The sequence below is a fragment of the Pseudoclavibacter sp. RFBG4 genome, assembly GCF_002931515.1.
Classification (GTDB): Bacteria; Actinomycetota; Actinomycetes; order Actinomycetales; family Microbacteriaceae; genus Pseudoclavibacter.
In genome coordinates this window covers 1-20,317 of sequence record NZ_PSYC01000042.1, presented here as the reverse complement: position 1 = coordinate 20,317, position 20,317 = coordinate 1, and the positions used below count along the sequence as shown (strand labels likewise).

17 protein-coding genes are annotated in these 20,317 nt (G+C 67.7%); 7 read left to right on the top strand and 10 right to left on the bottom strand.

Annotated features, from left to right (window positions below; genetic code table 11):
* The first annotated feature begins 1 nt into the window (after position 1).
* Complete coding sequence (locus C5E10_RS15605) at positions 2-979, top strand: ribose-phosphate diphosphokinase (protein WP_104241709.1); 978 nt, start codon at positions 2-4, stop codon at positions 977-979.
* A 148-nt stretch (positions 980-1,127) separates the two neighbouring features.
* Here the strand turns inward: C5E10_RS15605 and C5E10_RS15600 are convergent, their stop codons facing one another.
* Together C5E10_RS15600 and C5E10_RS15595 are read right to left on the bottom strand one after the other, a co-directional pair.
* Positions 1,128-1,799, bottom strand: coding sequence for a response regulator transcription factor (locus tag C5E10_RS15600; protein WP_104332404.1), 672 nt, complete (start codon positions 1,797-1,799; stop codon positions 1,128-1,130).
* Positions 1,796-3,073 carry a sensor histidine kinase gene (locus C5E10_RS15595; protein WP_258071173.1) on the bottom strand — a complete coding sequence of 426 codons (1,278 nt, stop codon included), beginning with the start codon at positions 3,071-3,073 and terminating at the stop codon, positions 1,796-1,798. Before C5E10_RS15595 ends, C5E10_RS15600 begins: the two co-directional genes overlap by 4 nt.
* Positions 3,074-3,232: 159 nt before the next feature.
* Here C5E10_RS15595 and C5E10_RS15590 point away from each other — a divergent pair, with 159 nt between their 5' ends.
* Both C5E10_RS15590 and C5E10_RS15585 read left to right on the top strand, forming a co-directional pair.
* Positions 3,233-3,931: an ABC transporter ATP-binding protein gene (locus tag C5E10_RS15590; RefSeq protein ID WP_104241706.1), complete on the top strand. Its 699-nt coding sequence runs from the start codon at positions 3,233-3,235 to the stop codon at positions 3,929-3,931.
* Positions 3,928-5,229 carry an ABC transporter permease gene (locus C5E10_RS15585; RefSeq protein ID WP_104332403.1) on the top strand — a complete coding sequence of 434 codons (1,302 nt, stop codon included), beginning with the start codon at positions 3,928-3,930 and terminating at the stop codon, positions 5,227-5,229. Before C5E10_RS15590 ends, C5E10_RS15585 begins: the two co-directional genes overlap by 4 nt.
* A 72-nt stretch (positions 5,230-5,301) precedes the next feature.
* On the opposite strand, the gene C5E10_RS15580 is transcribed toward C5E10_RS15585, so the two are convergent.
* From C5E10_RS15580 to C5E10_RS15545, 8 genes are all read right to left on the bottom strand, one after another.
* Positions 5,302-5,907 carry an HD domain-containing protein gene (locus C5E10_RS15580; protein ID WP_104332402.1) on the bottom strand — a complete coding sequence of 202 codons (606 nt, stop codon included), beginning with the start codon at positions 5,905-5,907 and terminating at the stop codon, positions 5,302-5,304.
* A gap of 39 nt (positions 5,908-5,946) precedes the next feature.
* The gene (locus tag C5E10_RS15575; protein WP_258071172.1) at positions 5,947-7,332 is read right to left on the bottom strand and encodes a glycoside hydrolase family 32 protein; all 1,386 of its coding nucleotides are present in this window, start codon (positions 7,330-7,332) and stop codon (positions 5,947-5,949) included.
* Positions 7,333-7,465: 133 nt separating this feature from the next.
* A complete protein-coding gene (locus C5E10_RS15570) occupies positions 7,466-9,079 on the bottom strand; it encodes an ABC transporter substrate-binding protein (RefSeq protein ID WP_104332401.1) in 1,614 nt (537 codons plus the stop codon).
* 46 nt (positions 9,080-9,125) lie between these two features.
* The gene (locus C5E10_RS15565; protein WP_228496612.1) at positions 9,126-9,998 is read right to left on the bottom strand and encodes a carbohydrate ABC transporter permease; all 873 of its coding nucleotides are present in this window, start codon (positions 9,996-9,998) and stop codon (positions 9,126-9,128) included.
* A gap of 122 nt (positions 9,999-10,120) precedes the next feature.
* Positions 10,121-10,954: a sugar ABC transporter permease gene (locus C5E10_RS15560; RefSeq protein ID WP_258071171.1), complete on the bottom strand. Its 834-nt coding sequence runs from the start codon at positions 10,952-10,954 to the stop codon at positions 10,121-10,123.
* A 140-nt stretch (positions 10,955-11,094) separates the two neighbouring features.
* Positions 11,095-12,126: a LacI family DNA-binding transcriptional regulator gene (locus C5E10_RS15555; RefSeq protein ID WP_104332399.1), complete on the bottom strand. Its 1,032-nt coding sequence runs from the start codon at positions 12,124-12,126 to the stop codon at positions 11,095-11,097.
* Positions 12,127-12,329: 203 nt separating this feature from the next.
* Positions 12,330-13,403, bottom strand: coding sequence for an alkene reductase (locus tag C5E10_RS15550; RefSeq protein WP_104332398.1), 1,074 nt, complete (start codon positions 13,401-13,403; stop codon positions 12,330-12,332).
* 143 nt (positions 13,404-13,546) lie between these two features.
* Entirely contained in the window at positions 13,547-14,737 is a 1,191-nt protein-coding gene (locus tag C5E10_RS15545; RefSeq protein WP_258071170.1) for an ROK family protein, read from the bottom strand.
* Between the two features lie 127 nt (positions 14,738-14,864).
* Between C5E10_RS15545 and C5E10_RS15540 the strand changes: the two genes are divergently transcribed.
* From C5E10_RS15540 to C5E10_RS15525, 4 genes are all read left to right on the top strand, one after another.
* Positions 14,865-16,145: an ABC transporter substrate-binding protein gene (locus C5E10_RS15540; protein ID WP_258063143.1), complete on the top strand. Its 1,281-nt coding sequence runs from the start codon at positions 14,865-14,867 to the stop codon at positions 16,143-16,145.
* 41 nt (positions 16,146-16,186) lie between these two features.
* Positions 16,187-17,131, top strand: a complete 945-nt coding sequence (locus C5E10_RS15535) for a carbohydrate ABC transporter permease (protein WP_104241689.1) — start codon at positions 16,187-16,189, stop codon at positions 17,129-17,131.
* Positions 17,131-18,012, top strand: a complete 882-nt coding sequence (locus C5E10_RS15530) for a carbohydrate ABC transporter permease (RefSeq protein WP_104332397.1) — start codon at positions 17,131-17,133, stop codon at positions 18,010-18,012. The genes C5E10_RS15535 and C5E10_RS15530 overlap by 1 nt, the downstream gene beginning before the upstream one ends.
* A 118-nt stretch (positions 18,013-18,130) precedes the next feature.
* On the top strand, positions 18,131-19,828 hold the full coding sequence (locus C5E10_RS15525) for a glycoside hydrolase family 13 protein (RefSeq protein WP_104332396.1): 1,698 nt from the start codon (positions 18,131-18,133) through the stop codon (positions 19,826-19,828).
* Positions 19,829-20,317 lie beyond the last annotated feature (489 nt).

Below are 20,317 nucleotides of genomic sequence, written 5' to 3'. Positions count from 1 at the left end.
CGTGTCTGGCATCATCACCTCCACGGAGAAGCGACTTGTTCTCGTCTCGGGCAGAGCTCATCCTGAGCTCGCCGAGGCAGTCGCCGCAGAACTGGGCATCGAGCTCGGAGAGACCGAGTCGCGCACCTTCGCGAACGGCGAGATCTACGCTCGCTACGGCGAGAGCATGCGAGGGGCCGACGTGTTCGTGCTCCAGTCGCACTGCCCGCCCATCAACGAGTGGCTCATGGAGCAGCTCATCATGCTGGACGCGCTCAAGCGTGCTTCGGCGAAGCGCATCACGGTCGTCGCACCGTTCTACCCCTACGCGCGTCAGGACAAGAAGGGTCGCGGCCGCGAGCCGATCTCGGCCCGTCTCGTCGCCGATCTCTTCAAGGCGGCCGGCGCCGACCGCATCATGTCGGTCGACCTGCACGCCCCGCAGGTGCAGGGCTTCTTCGACGGGCCCGTCGACCACCTCTTCGCGATGCCGGTGCTGCTGCAGCACTTCCGCGAGAAGCTCGACCCGGCGACCCTCACCGTCGTCTCCCCGGACATGGGGCGCGTGCGCGTCGCCGACGTGTGGAGCGATCAGCTGGATGCGCCACTGGCGATCATCCACAAGCGCCGCGACCCGAGGGTCGCGAACCAGGTGAGCGTGCACGAGATCGTGGGTGACGTGAAGGGTCGCGTCTGCCTGCTCGTCGACGACCTGATCGACACGGGCGGAACCATCGTGAAGGCCGCCGAGGCGCTCAAGGCCGCCGGTGCCATCGGTGTCGTCGTCGCGGCCACGCACGCCGTGTTCTCGCACCCGGCCGTCGAGCGTCTGAGCTCGGATGCGATCGATGAGGTCGTCGTCACCGACACGCTGCCGTTGCCGCCCGAGAAGCGCTTCGACAAGCTCACGATCCTGCCGATCGCCCCGACGCTCGCTCGCGCGATCACCGAGGTCTTCACCGACGGATCGGTCACCTCCATGTTCGACGGCGCCGCCTAGCCACCACGGGTTGCCGCACGCACGTCACACGCCCCGCCTGAACCACTCGGTTCCGGCGGGGCGTCTGCGTGTGTGACGCTTCCTCTGCTGATGCGCTGTGACTCCCGCCCGGTGCTGGCACCCGCCTTGTCTCTGCACCTGCCTCGTCTCAGCGCCCTCCGGGCGACAGGAGCCCGCTCTCGTAGGCGATGATCACGAGCTGCGCCCGGTCGTGGGCGTGGACCTTCGCCATGATGCGGTTCACGTGCGTCTTCGCCGTGTGTGGCGAGATGAAGAGCAGCTCGGCGATCTCGCCGTTGGCGTGTCCGCGGGCGACGAGGAGCAGCACTTCGCGTTCGCGATCCGTCAGCTGCTCGAGCTGCTGCGGCACGACGGAGGGCCGTGTCGGTTGCGAGCGGAGGACGTATCTCGTGATGAGGCTGCGAGTCGCGGCGGGAGAGAGCAGCGCGTCGCCGGCGTGGACGGCTCGGACGGCTCGGACGATGTCGTCGGGTTCGGCACCTTTTCCGATGAAGCCGCTCGCGCCGGCGCGGAGGGCGGCCAGCAGGTACTCGTCCTCTTCGAAGGTGGTCAGGATGAGCACGCGCACGTCCGTGTTCCGCGGATCGCCGCAGATGGCGGCGGTGGCCTCGATCCCGTCGAGCTCCGGCATGCGGATGTCCATCAGCACGACGTCGGGTCGCAGGGAAGCGACGAGCGTCACGGCCTCCTTGCCATTTCGCGCCTCGCCGACGACGTCGATGCCCGGCTCCTGGCCGAGGATGTCGGAGACGGCCTGCCGGATGAGGGCTTGGTCGTCGACGACGAGCACGCGAGTCATCGGAGGTCTCCGTGGGTGGCTGCGCCGAGGCGCGGGCGGTCCTGCCGGGGGAGGGTCACAGCCACACGGTAGCCGCCCGCGGCTGTGCCCGTCGTGACGGTGCCGCGCACCGAGGCGACCCGCTCGCGGAGGCCGAGGAGCCCAAGCCCGCCCGACGCGCGGGCGTCCGGCTCGTCCGTGGCAAGGGGCGAGTCCGCCGCCGCGACTGGGCCCGACACGGGGTTCGTGACGATGACGCGCAGCTCCGTCTCCGTGAGGGCAAGCAGGACGTGCGCGCGGTTCTCGGCGCCGTGCTTGTGCGCGTTCGTCAGCGATTCCTGGATGACGCGGTACGCGACGAGGCTCGTCGCGCCCGTGACCTGCTGCAGCTCGCCCTCAGCTCGCACCTTGACGTGGAGTCCTGCTTCGCCGAACGACTCGACGAGGGCGTCGAGCCGTTCGAGTCCAGGCTGTGGGGCGGCGGATGCGTCGCCTGTGTCGTCGGCGCGGAGCACGGCGAGCAGGTCGCCGATCTCGGCGAGCACTGAGCGTGCAGCCCCTCGGATGGTGAGGAGCGCGTCCTCGGCTCGCTCGGGGCGGGTCCGGAGGGTGCTCGAGGCGACCCCGGCGTTCAGGCTGATGACGGAGATCTGGTGGGCGACGGCGTCGTGCAGGTCGCGCGCGATCCGAAGCCTCTCCTCGGTGACACGGCGGCGCGCCTCCGATTCGCGGGTCTGCTCGGCGCGTTCGGCTCGCTCGGTGATCGCGACGATGTACTCGCGCCGGGAGCGGGTCGCGTCTCCGGCGGCCGCGGCGAAGGCGATGGTGACCGCGAACTGGATCGCACGCGGATCGAAGACGCTTCCGAGCGCTGCGAACAGACTGAGCAGGGCGACGCCGAGGACGGTGAGGGCCGCGGTGAGGGCCCCCCGGCGGCGGGTCGACTGCGTCGCGACGCTGAACATCGCCATCGCTGCGGCCAGGACGACGCCGGGTGAGAGGGTTCCGGTCAGGGCGGTGGCTCCGTAGATCACGAGCGTCGCGACGAGCACGGTGACCGGGTAGCGGCGGCGGAACGGCAGGAGGGCGGCCGGGGCCAGGACCATCGCGAACGCGAAGGGTGTGCTCGGCCGAAACTCATCCCCGCCGAACGGCATGACGGCGACGCCGACGATGAAGAGCGCAGCCAGCACGTCGACGACCCAGGATGGCGCTCGGGGGAGCGTCCTGGCGCGGCCCGCCATCGGCGAGTGCGGCCTGCCCTGGCCGGGCGCGGTGCTGCGGGAATCCTGCATGGACCAAGTGTGCCCGCCGCATCTTGCTCGCGCGTCCCCCGTCGAGAGCACGGCTGTACCGCATCCGCAGTACTCGGTGACCGCGGTCGGGGGACGCGCGGCGCTCAGGGAGCCGCGAGCATCAGAGGGTCGAGACCTCGGCACCAGCTAGGAGGCAGCATGCCAGCACCGATCATCTCCGTCCGCGACGTCCGTCGCTCGTACGGTCGGGGACAGAACCGCTTCGAAGCCCTGAAGGGCGTGAGCTTCGACATCCGCGAGGGGGAGAGCCTCGCCATCGTCGGGAAGAGCGGCTCGGGGAAGTCGACCCTCATGCACGTGCTCGCGCTCCTGGACGTGCCGACCTCGGGCACCGTGGAGTTGGAGGGCACCGACACCCGGACGCTGCGGGGGAAGAGACTCAACCGAACCAGGAACAAGACGTTCGGGTTCGTGTTCCAGCAGTTCTTTCTCACGCCGAACGTCTCCGTGCTCGAGAACGTGGTGCTCCCCATGAAGATCGCCGGCGTTCCGCGAGGCGAGCGGCGGAAGCGCGGGCTGGCGGCGCTCGAGCAGCTCGAGCTCGATGACAAGGCGAGGAGCAAGGCCCTCAACCTCTCTGGCGGCCAGAAGCAGCGGACCGTGATCGCGCGTGCGCTCGTCAACAATCCGAGGATCATCTTCGCGGACGAGCCGACGGGCAATCTCGACACCGGCACCGGAGGAGTTGTCGAGGACATCCTGTTCCGCCTGAACCGAGAGAACGGCATCACCTTGATCGTCGTCACCCACGATGAGGACCTCGCCGCGCGCTGCGATCGCCGCATCCTGATCCGCGATGGCCTGATCGTCGAAGACTCTGCGCAGGTGGCGGCATGAGAACCCTGGACCTCATCGGCACCGCCGTCTCGAACACGTTCCGCTCGAAGACTCGCCTGCTCCTCACGATCCTGGCGATCTTCGTCGGAGCGTTCACGCTGACGCTCACGAATGGGCTCGGCACGGGCATCAACGCCTACATCGACGACACCGTCAACGGGGTGGGGGCGGCGGACACCCTGACGGTGACGAAGACGAGCGACGCGACGGGCTTCGGCAGCGGCGAGTCCGGCCCGCTCGAGTACAACCCGGACGCTGTGGCGAGCGCCGGCCCTCCAGGCTCGACCGTCACCGCGCTCCTGCCCGCCGACCTGGAGTCGCTCGCGGGCATCGAGGGCGTCGTCGACGTGCAGGCCACGAAGTCGCTCTCGGTCGACTTCGTGCAGGCCGGTGCCGGCACGAGGTTCGCGGTGGGGGCGGGAAGTCTCGTGGAGGGTCAGACCGTCCAGCTGCAGGCCGGCTCCGATCCCGATGACGCGAGCGGCGAGCTGCAGGTGCTGCTGCCGACCTCGTACGTCGAGCCGCTCGGCTTCGCCGACGCGGATGCGGCGGTCGGTCAGACCGTGACGATCGGCAGCACGGATGCGCTCCGCGGCACCCACGAGACCCAGGCGGTTGTCGTCGGCGTCGCCGAGGAGAGCATCGCCTCGCCGACGGGGGCAGCGCTCGTGCCGAACGACGCGCTCACGGATCAGCTCTACGCCACGCAGAACATCGGGATCCCTGCGGATCAGGTGGAGCGCTACGCACAGGCAACGGTCTGGTTCAGCCCGGATGCGAGCAGCGACGACATCGATCTCCTCAAGCAGAGGCTCTCGGATGCCGGCTACACCGGGAGCACCGTCGCCGATCAGCTCGGCACGATCAAGACGGTGATCGACGGGATCGTGCTCGTGCTGAACGCCTTCGCGGTGATCGCGCTCCTCGCTGCGAGCTTCGGCATCGTCAACACGCTGCTGATGTCCGTGCAGGAGCGAACTCGCGAGATCGGGTTGATGAAGGCCATGGGGATGGGCAGCGGCCGCGTGTTCACGCTATTCAGCATCGAGGCGGCGTTCATCGGCTTGCTGGGGAGCGCGATCGGTGCGGTCGTCGCCGTGGTCGCTGGGACGGTCATCAGTGCCTCGCTCGCGACGACGCTGCTGGCGGACCTGCCGGGGCTGACCCTCATCGCGTTCGACCCGGTCTCGATCGGCGTGGTCATCCTCGTCGTCATGGTCATCGCGTTCCTGGCGGGGACGCTGCCTGCGGCTCGAGCCGCACGAGCGGACCCGGTGGAGTCGCTGCGCTACGAGTGACGGTGGCAGTGAACCTGAACGAGAACGGGGATGGGTCCCGGTGGAGCCGCTGGAACCGCCGGAACTCAGCGACTACCCGAGCTGCTCGAGCGGGTTCGCCGCGAGCTTCTGGAGGAGCCCGCCGTCGACGAGCCTGCGGGCGGAGGTCGTCGGCTTCCTCGCCGCCTGGTCGGTCACGCATGCACCGAACTCGGCGGCGATCGCGCCTCGCGGATGCGCTGCCAGGACCTCCCGCAGGAATCCCTCCGGCAGGGCATACGGCCTGCTCCCGGTGATGTCGAGGCCGGTTGCGCGTTCGAGCAGGTACCCCTCGAGATCCAGTTGTGGGTCGACGCTCGTCCAGTTGTGGCGCACGATCACGTCGAGGACCCGCGCTCGACGCTCCGCGGCCCAGCCCGCACCGGCCGTCAGGGCGACGGCGACGTGCCCGCCCGCGTGCTCGTAGGAGACGGTGTGGTTGTCGTACTCCGTCACCGTCCCGATGTCGTGGAGGAGAGCTGCGACGTAGAGCAGCTCGTGGTCGACGGCAGCTCGGCCCTCGACCGCGGCGATGCCCTCCGCCCACAGCCACGAGCGGACGGCGTGGGCGGTGAGCGACGCCGTCTGGTACTGGAGCGCCAGCTCGAGTGCGCCTCGGGCGGCGGCGGAATCAGGGACGGGGAAGTCGGCGATGCGCATGGCCAACTGTCCCACGTGATCCGAGATCCGTGCCGCTGCTTACTGCTGTGTTCGTGCGCGGCTCAGCGCAACGCTGGGGAAGATCTGCTCCGTCACCGTCTGCGTGCCGTCGGCGAGGAAGATCTCGATGACGGTCGCGTCCACCACGATCCTGACGTCGATGGGCGACGCGATGTGCGCGCCGATCGGCACTCGGTTGGGGGCCGCGAACCGGGGATGGAAGTCCACGATGCCGCTCCTCCCGCGCTCGAGGGTGAGGCTGGCGGAGTGCGCGTCGCGATCGAAGTGGACCAGCACCTGCTCGTCGGTAGCCCCGTCGCTGTCGAGCACGATCGTCGACCGACTGCCCGGCTCGACGGCGATCGTGTGCTCCGAGATGGTCATGCCCGCGTGGCCCTCCCCGATGACCGGAACCTGGCCCAGCCGGTGGCGGCCGTCGGCACAGCGCACGAGCCTCATCTCGCGGACGAGCGACATCGCGGAGCGCCACGGCGAGGTCGGCGTCTCGTTGGCGTAGTCCCAGTTGCTCGCCCAGCCGATCATGAGTCGGCGGTCGTCCGGGGCGTTGTCGAAGGAAACGGCCGCATAGTAGTCCCGCCCGTGGTCGAGCCAGTCGTACTCCTCAAGATCGTCGGAGGCGGTCAGGCGCTCGGCGACGAAGGTGGTGCCGTCGAAGTCGCCGATGAAGTACTGCGTGCCGGACCCGCCGGCCCGCGCTCCGGGGTTCATGCTCACGATCAGCACCCACCGCGTCTCCCCGGTCTCCTCGACTCGGAGCGGAAAGAGGTCGGGGCATTCCCAGACGCCACTCGTCGCGTGCGCGGGCCCGAAGTCCGACGCGAACGTCCAGTCGATGAGGTTGTTCGAGGTGTAGAACAGCACCTTCCTGGCGACCGCATCCACCACCACCATGACCCAGTTGCCATCGTCGCCGCCGTGCCAGAAGACCTTCGGGTCTCGGAACTCGGACGAGCCGATGTCGAGGACCGGGTTCCCCGCGTACCGCGTCCAGGTGGCGCCGTCATCGGTGCTGAAGGCGAGCGACTGCGCCTGCAGGCCGGGCTTCTCTCCCACGGGCGGTCGTGCGCTCGTGTAGATGGCGACGAGGGCCGTCTCGCCGTCGCTCGCGAAGCCGGCCGTGTTGCGGGTGTCGACGACGGCGCTTCCCGAGAACGCCATCTCCTCGTCGGTCGCGGGAATCGCGACGGCCTGCTCCGTCCAGGACACGAGGTCCGTGGACGTGGCGTGCCCCCAGGAGATGTTGCCCCAGGTGCTGCCGAACGGGTTCGTCTGGAAGAACAGGTGGTAGACGCCCTGGTGGTAGACGAGTCCGTTGGGGTCGTTCAGCCAGGACCTGTGGGACGTGAAGTGAGCGGATGGCCGCAGCGGGGTTACGGCCGTGGTCGTCGGGGGAGTCATGGTCATGGATGCGTTCCGTTCTTGAAGGCGAGCTCTCATGAGTGAGCTCTGCTGGTGGCAGCTCGTGCGGGGCGGTTCTGCGCGTCGGCCGGGGTGGGCGCGCGGGCGGCGGGACCGAGAGAGTCCCGCCGCACTTCGGCTACTCGCCGCCTTGCTGGAACCGGTCGTAGGCCTGCTGGTAGATGTCGGTGACCTCTGCGACGCCGAGACCCTCGAGCTGAGACGTGTAGCTGTCCCATTCGGCGTCGATGTTCCCGTTCACGACCCAGCTCGCGAACTTCTCCTTCACGAGGCTGTTGATGTCGGTGAGCGCGAAGGCGGTCTGGTCGAGCTCCTCGTTCGACAGCAGCACTGGTGGGTACGCCTCGTTGGCGGCGTATGGTGCGTAGTTCTCGTTCACGAGGTCCTGGCGCAGCTTCGCGCGGGGCTCTGGCGCGACGACCGTCTCGAAGTCCTCGGCTGTCGTGATCTTGGGGCCGCCCGGGGCGACCTTCTGGCGTCGTTCGCCTTCGGACTCGCCCTCCGGGGCGGGGATCTGCACGAGGAGGCCAGCTGCGTCCTCTTCCAGCGTCACGCCGATGGGTCCCCAGCTGGTCTGGGCCGACATGACCGGGTCGAAGAGGCGATCTGCCCAGCGGATGGTCGCGGACGGGTACTGGTTGGCGCGGGTGAGCGCCATGGCGCCGCGGTTGATCTCCTGGTTGTTGGAGACGCTCGCGAGGCGCTCGCCGTTCGCGCCCTCGAGGACGCCGACCAGCTCGTAGTCGCCGCTCTTTTCCTCGCCGACCATCTCTTCGAGCTCCCACCAGAAGAAGGACCCGAGGATCGGCGTTTCCGCTTTGCCCTTGGACAGGTAGGCGACGTCGTCCTGCGAGAACGATTCGGGGTCGATGAGTCCGTCCGCGTACCACTCGCCGAGCGCTTCGACGCCGGCACGGTACTCGCTGGTGTTGGCGGTGAATTCCACGGTCCCGTCGCGGACGATGCGATGGTCGTTGTTCTCCGGCTGGCCACCGAGGGCGGTGATGAGGTCGGAGGGGTTGGCGGCGAAGGAGTCGGTTCGGAACGAGAGCGGGATCTCGTCGGCCTTGCCGTTGCCGTTCGGGTCGCGTGTCTTGAACGCCTCGAGCGCAGCCTGGTATTCGTCGATCGTGGTCGGCATCGGGATGCCCAGGGTGTCGAGCCACTGCTTGTTGATGTAGAGGAAGTTCGGGTACTGGAGGATGCCGAGCTCCTCTACGGAGGGGAGCGTGTAGATGTGCCCGTCGGATGCGGTGAGCGCTGCCCTGATGTCGGGTCGAGCGTCGAGGATGCCGGACAGGGTGGGCGCGTGCGCTGCGATGAGGTCCTCGAGCGGGATGAGGGTGCCGTTCGAGCCGTTCTGGACGATCTCGGAGTCGCTCAGGCCCGAGTTGAAGAGCACGTCCGGGAGCTCGTCTCCGGCCAGCATGAGGTTCTTCTTCTCGGCGTAGACCTGCTCGGGCAGGTTGCGCCAGTCGATCGTGATGTTGGTGTCCTGTGCCCACTGCTGGACGAGTTCCATGGAGGCGTAGTCGGGGGCGAGCGCCGACTTGGTGCCGCCGAACGTGAGGCTCAGGGGCTCGGTGACGATGGGCAGCCCTTCGGCGTTGAATCCGTAGTCGGAGGAGAGGTCGGTGAGCTCGCCGCCGCCGCTGCCGCCTGTGCATCCGGTCAGCAGGAGGCCACTCACGGTCACGAGGGCGATCGAGGTCGCGAAACGTCGCTGTTTCATGTTCGTTCTGTCTTTCTTGTCGAGCGATGGTGGGATGAGGAGCTGTTCAGCTCTTGACGGCGCCGAGAAGGGCGCCCTTGGTGAAGTGCTTCTGCATGAAGGGCAGGACGATGAGCAGCGGCAGGCTGGAGATGACGATCATTCCGTACTTCATGAGCTCGCCCAGGCGCTGAGCGGCGGCGTAGGAATCGACTGCGCCCGTGCCTCCTGCCGAGTTGACCTCCGATTGGATGAGCACGTTTCGGAGGACAAGCTGGAGTGGGTACTTGCTCTCGTCGTCGAGGTAGATGAGGGCGTCGAAGAAGGCGTTCCAGTTCGCGACGAGGTGGATCATGATCATGAGGAAGATGAGGGGCTTCGAGAGCGGGAGCACGATCTGGAAGAAGAAGCGGAAGTCGTTCGCTCCATCGATCTGAGCGGCTTCCCGCAGCTCGCTCGGGACGTTGTTCTCGAAGAAGGCCCTCGCGATGATGAGGTTCCAGACGCCGACCGCGCCGGGGAGCACGACGGCCCAGATCGTGTCCAGCATGCCGAGGTCGCGCACGACGAGGTACCGGGCGATGAGCCCGCCATCGATGAACATCGTGAGGATGAAGACGAGCATGAGGACCTTGCGCCCGTACAGGTCCTTCCGCGAGAGCGCGTAGGCGCCGCAGAGGATCGACACGACGCTGATGAGGGTGCCGACGCTCGTGTAGAGCACGGAGTTCCCGAAGCCCTGCCAGATGGCCGCATCCGCGAAGATCCTGGCGTAGCCCTCGAGGGTGAACCCCTGGGGCCACAGCCAGACGTTGCCGTTGAGGATCTCGGCGGGTTCGCTGACGGAGGCGATCACGATGAAGTACAGCGGGTACAGGACGGCGGCGATGGCGAGCAGCAGGGTCCCAACCGCGAAGGTGTTGAAGACCGGATCTGCCATGCGCTTGCGCCAGGGGTCCCGTCGGCGCGGCACAGGGTGGGGAGCCACCCGGGGTCGCGCCCCGTGGTCGAGCGGCGCGGGTGCATCGGATTGGGGGCGTGAGGCCGTTGAGGTCATGTTCATCACCAGAGAGTCGACTGGCCTGCACGCTTCGCGACCCAGTTGAAGGTCAGGAGCAGCACCATGTTGATGAGGGAGTTGAAGAGGCCGATGGCGGCCGAGTAGCTGAACTGGGCCTGCTTGAGGCCGGCTTGGTACACGTAGGTCTGGATGACCTCGGAGGTCGGCAGGTTGAGGTCGGTCTGCATGAGGAGGACCTTCTCGAAGCCGAGGTTGAAGAGGTTCCCGATCGCGAGGATGAAGAGGATCGTGATGACGGGGAGGATCCCGGGGATGTCGATGTGCCGGATCCGCTGCCACTTGTTGGCCCCGTCGACGCGCGCCGCTTCGTGGAGCGACGGGTCGATGGCGGTCAGGGCGGCGAGGTAGACGATCATCGAGAATCCCGCGTTCTGCCAGATGTCCGAGCCGATGTAGAGGGGCCTGAACCACTCCGCCGAGCCCATGAAGAAGATGGGGTCGCCGCCGAACACCGTGATGGCGTTGTTGACGATTCCGGATCTCGGCGAGAAGAGCAGGTAGATCATGCCGACGACGACCACCACCGAGATGAACGACGGCGAGTAGAGGACGGTCTGCGTGAACTTCTTGAAGCGCTCGCTCTGCAGCTGGTTGACGATGAGCGCCAGGATGATCGGCACGGGGAACGCGATGAGCAGCCCGAGCGCGTTCAGCGTCAGGGTGTTCGCGATGAGTCGCTCGAACTGGAACGAGGTGACGAAGCGTTCGAAGTGCTCGAGCCCCACCCAGGGGCTCCCGGCGAATCCGTCTGCCGGGTTGTAGTTGCGGAAGGCGATCTGCGCGCCGTACATGGGCCAGTACTTGAAGACCAGCACCGAGGCGAGTGCGGGAAGGAGTAATACGTATAACTGGCAGCTCCGCATGGCGCGGCGGACTTCAGTTCTGAAATTTCGTCGCGGGCGGCGCGGCCGCCGGGACTGCCGTGGTTTGCGTGCCGGGAGGGTGATCTTCGTGGTCATGCTTTGGCCTTTGCTACAGACCCGCGAGTCACGACGGTGCACTCGAGTGGGATGTGAAGGGATGGGGAGGATGTTGGGTCGAGGAGCAGGTCGATGGCGGTCTGCGCCATCTGCTCGTAGGGGAGGGCGACCGTGGTCAGGCCGGGGTCGAGGTGTGGCGCGAGCATCTCGTGGTTGTCGAAGCCGATGATGGAGCAGTCGTCCGGCACGCTGAGGCCGAGGGCCTCGAGGGCGCGGTAGGCGCCCCAGGCGGTTCGGTCGTTGCCGCAGAAGATCGCCGTCGGTCGGTCGTCGCCCGCCATGAGCTCCTTCGTGAGTCGCAGGCCATCCTCGACGATCCCGGTGCCGGGGAGGATCCACTCGGGCCTCGGTGAGAGGCCAGCTTCGGTGAGCGCGCGCCGGAACCCGGCGAGGCGTCCGATGCCTGCTGGCAGGTCGCTGATCTGGGGCTGGATGTTGATCATCGCCAGCTTCGTGTGGCCTGCGTCGAGCAGCTGGCGCGTTGCCGCGTAGCCACCCATCTCCTCGTCGGGGAACACACTCGGCACGAGGCCGGCGCGGTCCTGCGCGTTGACGACGACGGTGGGCACTCCGCTGAGTGCCTCGGGGACATCGAGGACCCGGTGGTACATCGAGGCGTAGACGACGCCGCGCACTCGGTAGGACTGCATCATCTCGACGGCGGCCTGCTCGAGTCCAGCGTCGTTGTAGGTGTCGACGGTCAGGATCACGTTGCCGTTCTCCCAAGCGAGGCGCTGTGCGCCTTTCAGGAGCCCGCCGGCGAAGGGGGAGCTGGCCACTTCGTCCGAGATGAAGCCGATCATCTCGGACTCGCCGCTCCGCAGGGTCTTCGCGAAGGCGTTCGTCCGGTAGTCGAGCTCGCGGACCGCTTCCAGTACGCGCTCCTTGGTGGCCTCGGCGACGCGGGATCCCGCGACATTGTTGAGGACCAGCGACACCGTGGCCTGCGATACACCTGCGTGCTCTGCCACCTGTGACATCGTCGTCGTCTTGGGGCGTCTCGCCATTGCCCACCTCCTCGTGGATCAGTTAATCGTATAACGCATGCTAGCACGGGCGCAGAGATCCGCAATGGCGGTGTGGTGCGGCGACGCACGACATCGGTGCGTGATCGCGCCGCGCACGACGCCACCCGGAGATCATCCGGGTGGCGTCGTGCGCGAGCTGCCGTGCGCCGGGCAGGGGGTGCGCGCCTCGCTGGCTGCGCGGGTTACGCGGAGAGCCGCGGGTAGTCGGTGTAGCCGACCGCCCCTTCGCCGTAGAAGGTCGCCGGGTTCGGCTCGTTCTCGGGGTGGTCGCCCTGCCAGCGCTCGACGAGGTCGGGGTTCGCGATCGCGAGGCGGCCGACGGCCACCGCATCCGCGTTGCCCTGGCCGACGAGGTTGAGGGCCTCCTCGCGGGTCGTGACGCTGCTGAAGCCGCTGTTCGCGATGAAGGCGCCGCCGAAGCGGGCCCGCAGGTCCTGCACCAGCGCGCCTTCCGGTTCGGCGTGCAGCACGCTCAGGTACGCGAGACCGAGCGGGGCGAGGCCATCCGCCACCGCGTCGTAGGTCGCGCGCACGTCAGCCTCGTCCGTCTCGACGACGTCCTGGATGTTGTGGGCGGGTGACAGGCGCACGCCGACGCGTCCCGCGCCGATCGCCTCCGCGACGGCTGCCGTCACCTCGACGACGAAGCGGGCGCGGGCTGCGGGAGAGCCGCCATACTCGTCGGTGCGCTGGTTCGATATGGGCGAGAGGAACTCGTGCAGGAGGTAGCCGTTCGCGCCGTGGATCTCGACGCCATCGAGGCCGGCCTCGATGGCGCGCCTGGCCGCATCCACGAACTCCTCGCGGACCTCGGCGAGCTCAGCTGTCGTGAGTGCATGCGGAACCGGGTAGGGGAGCTTCCCGTTCGGGGTGCGCACCTCGCCGTCGATCGCGATGGCGCTCGGAGCGACGATCCGGTCGGTGCCCGTGATGTCGGTGTGCGAGACGCGGCCGCCGTTCATGAGCTGCATCACGATGCGCCCGCCGCGTGCGTGCACGGCCTCGGCGACGCGGCGCCAGCCCTCGGCCTGTTCGGGGGTGACGATGCCGGGCTGGCCCGGGTAGGCGCGCGACTCGGCGCTCGGGTAGGTGCCCTCGGTGATGATCAGACCAAGGCTCGCGCGCTGCGCGTAGTGCTCCGCGACGAGCTCACCCGGTACGCCTGCAGCGTCTGCGCGGGTACGGGTCAGTGGCGCCATGACGACACGGTTGGCGAGCTCGATGTCGCCGAGAGTCAAGGGGGAGAAGAGGTCCACTGGGACTGCCTTTCGGATCGCGGGGCCCGCTCATGCGCGGCCCCACAGATCGAACAGCGGCCCGCCCGCTCGCATTCCGTGCGGGCGTGTTGCGCGCTCAGGCGCCCGTGTTCAGGGAGTCCTCGTTCGGGGTGCGTCCTCGTTCAGAGGTCGAGGATGCTGGCCCTCGCGGAGCTGAGGGCGTGCTGCACCGCGCCGATCGACACGACTCCGGCGCCGAGCTCTGAGCGCACGAGTTGCGGCACGGGCAGGTGCAGGAGTGCGGGGAGTTCCTCTCGGGCCGCCGCGATGATGCCGTCGGCGCCCGGCGCGACGCCTCCCGCGATGATGACCCGCTCGGGGTCGAAGAGGCTTGCGACGAGGCCGACGATGCGAGCCAGCACTCCGCCGACTTCCGCGACGACCCGACGCGCGTCCGGGTCTCCGTCCCTGGCCGCTTCGAGCACGAGCTTGCCATTGAGCTGCTCCGGTTCCACCCGCAGCAGTGGGCTCCCGGACAGCACGTTCCCGTCGGCGACGGCCGCCCTGGCGAGGCGCGCCGCGCGCAGTCCGAGGCCGTCGACACCTCCCGCGCCGGCAACGAGGTCGAGGCCGAGCATCTCGCCGACCCCGCCGTGGGCGCCACGGAGCAGTCGCCCGTCGACGACGATGCCCGCACCGAAGCGCTCGCCGCTCAGGAAGGTCACGAAGTCACTGCTGCCGACGCCGCCACCCACGCTGCCCTCCGCGACGGCGGCGAGCAGGGCGTCGTTCTCGACTCGGATGATCGGGATCTGCTCCTCGAAGACCGTCACGAAGTCCGGGTTGGTGCGCTGCCAGAACCTGTCGACGTGCGTGGGGGAGGTGCCGCGCGCGTCTACGGGCGCTGGGACGCCGATGCAGATCGCCGCGACCTCCTCGAAGGCGTGCCCTGTCACGCCGAGCTGGTCGGTGACGACCCGGCGCAGGAGATCCCGCCTCGTCTCGGGGGAGTCCGCCTCCGGGTCGACCTCGACCTGGCCGGTGCTGATCGTCGAGCCACGGAGGTTCGACACCGTCGTCGTCAGATGCTCGCGTCCGGCGTCGACGCCCACGACGACTCCCGCGTCCGCCGCGAACTCGAAGCGGCGCGCGGGGCGCCCCTTCTGGTAGCTGCCGTCCTGTCTGGAGTTGGGGAGCTCGGTGATGAGCCCACACGAGGCGAGCTCGTCGAGGAGGTCGATGATGGTCGACCTCGTGAGGCCGATGCTCATGGCATCCGTCGCGGTGAATGCCTCGCAGCTCCAGGCGTACTCGAGCAGCAGTTGCAGGTTGGCGCGCTTCAGAGGGGGTGGGGTGCTGGGAAGGCTGAACACGGTGTTGACCTTTCGCTGGCCGTGGGTTTACATTACCTCCAGCAGTAAATTTAGACACAAAATTTAGTGTTCGTTTCAATGTCTGGCCAGCGTCCGCAGCAGCCAGCTCAGCCCAAGGGACAACGACGTGCCAACACCTTCGAAACGCTTCCGGCCCCGCGCCCTGCTGCGTGCGCTTGTCGCCGCGCTCGTGATCGCGCTCGCCGGCTCAGGACTCGCAGCCTGCACCAGCACAGGGCCCACCGAGGTGCGCTTCTTCCTCAGCAAGCCGGAAGCCATCCCGTACTTCCGGGAGCTCATCCAGGACTACAACTCCTCGCAGAGCGAGGTGCGAGTCGTCCTCGATACCTCCTCCAACCTGCAGGCCGGGTTCCTTCGCGGCAACCCGCCGGACCTGGGGCTCCTCAACTACAACATGGAGATGGCCCGCTTCATGGAACGCGGCGCGCTCTCAGACCTGTCCGACCTGCCCGAGGCCGACCGCATCCTGCCGGAGATCCAGGGCCTCGTCGACCAGTACGCCAGCTACCCGGGGCGCACGAGCGTGCTGCCCTACTCGGTCATGGCCGCATCCGTCATCTACAACAAGGACATCTTCGAAGAGCAGGGCCTCGAGGTGCCGACCACCTACAGCGAGCTCATCGAGGTCTGCGATCAGCTCAAGTCGGCCGGCATCGACCCGTTCTACGCCACCTTCAAGGACCCGTGGACGGTGAGCCAGGGATGGTTCGACTACACGGTTGGCGGCTCCATCGACGTCGCGGGCTTCTACGACGAGCTCAACGAGCTCGGCACCGATGTCGGGCCCGACTCGCCCGTCTCGTTCGAGTCAACCATGACCGACCCGGTCACGCGGATGACGGAGCTCGCCAGCACCTACACGAACGCGGATGCGGGCAGCCGGGGCTACGGCGACGGCAACGTGGCCTTCGCCGAGGGCAAGGCGGCCATGTACCTCCAGGGTCCATGGGCGCTCGGCGAGATCGCCAAGACCAACCCGGACGCGAACCTCGGCATGTTCCCCCTCCCGATGACGGAGAACGCCGACGACCGCGAGGTGCGCGTCAACATCGACCTCGCAGCCTGGATCCCGGAGGCCTCCAAGCACAAGGAGGAAGCGCGCGAGTTCCTCCAGTACCTCTTCCAGCCGGAGGTCATCAACGCCTACAACGCGGCCCAGCTCGGCTTCGGCACGACCGTCGACGCCGACCCGGTCACCGACCCGCGGCTCGTCGAACTCCAGCCCTACTACGAGAACGCCGCCTTCTACCAGGGGCCGTCGAAGGCGATCCCGCTGACGATCCCCACCGAGAACTACATGCAGGGACTCGTCACCGGGGGAGCGAGCGTCGACTCGACGCTCAGCACGCTCGACGCCGACTGGGCCCGCCTCGCGCTGCGCCAATGACGGCCAGCCCAACTCGATCAAGAACCGGACCGGAGACACCAATGTCGACCACCATCGAGGCAACCACCACGGAGGCGATCCGCACCGAGGAAGCCGCCCGCGAAGGCAAGAAGATCAGGCCGCGAAGCTCACGTCGCATCGACCGCGTCCACTACCTCTTCCTCGTCCCGACGCTCGTGCTCTTCACGATCGCCATCACCATCCCCGCCGTCATCGGCATCTTCTTCAGCTTCACGAACTCCATCGGCTTCGGCGAATGGAACTTCGTCGGCATCACCAACTACATCGCCATGTTCGGCGACCCCGCCATCTGGCAGAGCTACGGGTTCACGATGGGCTTCGCGGCCGTCACGGTGATCCTCGTCAACGTGCTCGCGTTCCTCCTCGCGATCGGCCTCGTCGCGCGCATCCGCCTCAAAGCTCCGCTGCGCACCGTGTTCGTGATCCCCATGGTCATCTCGGGCATCGTCATCGCGTTCGTGTTCAACTTCCTGTTCTCCAACGCCGTGCCGGCACTCGGGCAGAGCCTGAACATCCCGTGGCTGTCCGAGAGCATCCTCGCGAACCCCAACCTCGCCTGGATCGGCATCGTCATCGTGACGGCCTGGCAGGCGATCCCCGGCACCCTGCTCATCTACATCGCCGGTCTCCTCGCGGTTCCCGGCGACGTCTACGAGGCGGCAGACCTCGATGGGGCCTCGAAATGGCAGCAGATGCTGCAGATCACGCTGCCGCTCGTCGCCGGCTACGTCGTCATCAACGTGATCCTCGGCTTCAAGAACTTCCTCAACGCCTACGACATCATCGTCGGCCTCACGGACGGCGGCCCGGGCACGTCGACCAGAAGCATCGCCATGACGATCTTCACCGGCTTCAGCGGCGGCGACTACGCCTACCAGATGGCCAACGCGACGTTCTTCTTCGTCCTCGTCGTCGTCATCTCCCTCCTCCAGCTCCGCCTCACCCAGGGAAAGAACCAACTCTGATGGCACTTCAACAGCCCATCGTCAGCCGCGCGCGAGTGGCCCCGGCGAGCAGGAACCGTGGCGGACGAGGTCGATGGTCGACGACGATCATCCTGCTCCTCTGCGCCGTGACCGTGCTCATCCCGCTCTACGTGACCGTGGTGACCGCCTTCAAGACCACCTCGCAGGCCGTCAGCGGCAACGTGTTCGCGCTGCCTGCGCCCTTCAGCTTCGACGGATTCGTCGAGGCCTGGAATCTCACCAACTTCCCGCAGGCGTTCAGCGTCTCCGTGTTCATCACGGCGGGCACCGTCGCGGGCGTCATCCTGCTCGCGGCTCTCGCCTCGTACGCCATCACGCGCAACTGGAACAACCGGTTCTTCCGGGGCTCCTTCTACTACCTGCTGGCGGCGATGTTCCTGCCCTTCCCGGCCGTCGCCCTCCCGCAGATCCAGATGAGCGGACTCTTCGGGCTCGACAACCCGGTCGGCGTCATCATCCTCCACGTGATGTTCCAGCTCAGCTTCTCGATCCTGCTCTTCACCGCGTTCCTGAGGTCGATCCCGGGCGAGCTCGAGGAGAGCGCCCGCATCGACGGCGCCAGCACGTCGCAGACGTTCTGGCGGGTCATCTTCCCGCTCCTCGCCCCGATGAGCGCGACGGTCGGCATCTTCGCCTTCCTGGCCTCATGGAACGACTTCATGATGCCGTCGCTCATCATCTCCGACCCGGCGATGCAGACCCTGCCCGTGGTGCAGAAGATCTTCCAGACCCAGTTCAGCAACAACTACAACGTGTCCTTCGCCTCATACCTGATGGCGATGGCGCCCGCGCTCATCGCCTACCTGTTCACGCAGCGGTGGGTCATGGAGGGCGTCACGCAGGGCGCCGTCAAGGGATGACCGCTTCGCGGACGCTGCACGCGCTTCCACAGGAGCATCTCGCGCCCACCGCGAGCTCTCTTGAACCCAGAACCCTTTCTCAGCCACAGACCACCAACAACCCGAGGAATACCCAACTATGAGCTCGACCTTCTCCGCAGAGACCGACGTCCTCACCCGCGCCCGCCCGCAGGACGCCGACTGGTGGCGTCAGGCGGCGGTCTACCAGATCTATCCGCGCAGCTTCGCGGACGCCAACGGCGACGGGCTCGGCGACCTGCCGGGCATCACCGCGAAGGTGCCGTACCTGCAGGCGCTTGGCATCGACGCCGTCTGGCTCAGCCCCTTCTATCCGTCTGAGCTCGCCGACGGCGGCTACGACGTCGCCGACTACCGCAACGTGGATCCCCGCCTGGGCACGCTCGAGGACTTCGACCGCATGGTCGCCGCCCTGCACGGAGCCGGGATCCGCGTGATCGTGGACATCGTCCCGAACCACTCGTCCGACCAGCACGAGTGGTTCCAGGCGGCTCTCGCCGCTGGGCCGGGCTCCCCGGAGCGCGAGCGCTACATCTTCCGCGACGGCAAGGGGCCGGACGGGGCGGAGGCGCCCACGGATTGGGAGTCGGTATTCGGCGGACCGGCTTGGCATCGTGTCGAGGACGGCCAGTGGTACTTCCACAACTTCGCGGTCGAGCAGCCCGACTTCAACTGGGCGAACCCCGAGGTGCGGGCCGACTTCCTGCACACCCTGCGGTTCTGGTCAGACCGAGGTGTTGACGGCTTCCGCATCGACGTCGCCCACATGCTGACGAAGGACCTCAGCGGCGAGCTGCCGTCGAAGGCGGTGCTCGACGCGTTGCCCTTCGACGGCAACCACCCCATCATCGACCGCGACGACGTGCACGAGGTCTACGCCGAGTGGCGCAAGGTCTTCAACTCGTACGACCCGCCGCGGACGGCCGTCGCCGAGGCGTGGGTCGAGCGTGATCGCCGCCCGCGCTACGCGAGCCCGGAGGGGCTCGGGCAGGCGTTCAACTTCGATCTCCTCGAGGCCGACTTCGATGCTCGCCAGTTCTCGAGCATCGTGACCGACAACCTCGAGCTCGCCGAGCGCTCTGGGTCGTCGACCACGTGGGTGCTGTCGAACCACGACGTGGTGCGTCACGCGACGCGCTACGGACTCCCGCATCCGGAGCGCAGCGAGAAGGGGCACCCGGTCGTGAAGCACGGCTCCGAGTGGCTGCTCTCGGGTGGCGAGCACCCTGTGCTCGACGCGGAGGGTGGGCTGCGTCGGGCGCGGGCGGCAACTCTGTTCACGCTCGGGCTGCCGGGTTCTGCGTACCTGTACCAGGGCGAGGAGCTCGGGCTCCACGAGGTCGCCGACATCCCGGATTCGGACCGCCAGGACCCCACCTTCTTCCGCAACCCCGGCGTCGACATCGGCCGCGACGGCTGCCGTGTTCCTCTGCCCTGGGTTGCCGAGGGTCGATCGTTCGGGTTCGGGGAAGCGGATGCGCACCTTCCCCAGCCCGGATGGTTCGGCGCGTCGGCCGTCGAGCTCCAGGAGGAGGACGCCGGTTCGGTGCTTGCGCTCTACCGGAAGGCCCTCGCGCTGCGGCACGAGCTGCAGAGCGGGGAGCAGCTCGAGTGGCTGCCGAGCGGGAGCGTCGACGTGCTTCGCTTCGCCCGCCCGAACGGCTGGGAGATCGTGACGAACTTCGGGTCCGAGCCGTTCGACCTGGGCGCTGACGCTGAGGTGCTGCTGCGCAGCGACCTGGACAGCGGCACGAAGTTGGCGGGCGAGGCGACCGCGTGGGTGCGTCGCCCGGCCTAGTCGGTAGCCGGAGTCGGTCGGCGACCATTGCTAGGCGGCGGGAAGTGTGAAGTAGGAAGAAGGAGAGAGCGGGCAGCACGGAGCGACTCGCGATTCCCACTTGGGTGCGCCCTCGCTCGTTACACGAGCGAGGGCGCGCCTCTGCGAGCGCGCCTCTGCGAGCGCGCCTCTGCGAGCGCGCCTCTGCGAGCGCGCCTCGTGGAGGCAGCGCGTCGCCCGCGGGTCGCGTCGCCCGGGGTCGCGTCGCCGAGTCAGAACGGTGGCGCGCTTGAGGCGGGGCCGAGCTGCGGCGGCGGGTCTTCTTCAGGGGCCGAGCGCTCACTCGAGTTGGGCCCTGGGTGCTCGTCCGCTGGTCTGAAGAGTTGATCGGTGGGTCTGAAGGTGGGGCCGTGGGGCTCGGGGTGGTCTGTGTAGGTTTTTCCGCTTGGGGTGGTCCATTGGAGGGTGCCGCCGTCGTGTTGGGTGACGGTCCAGGCTGTGTGGTGCTTG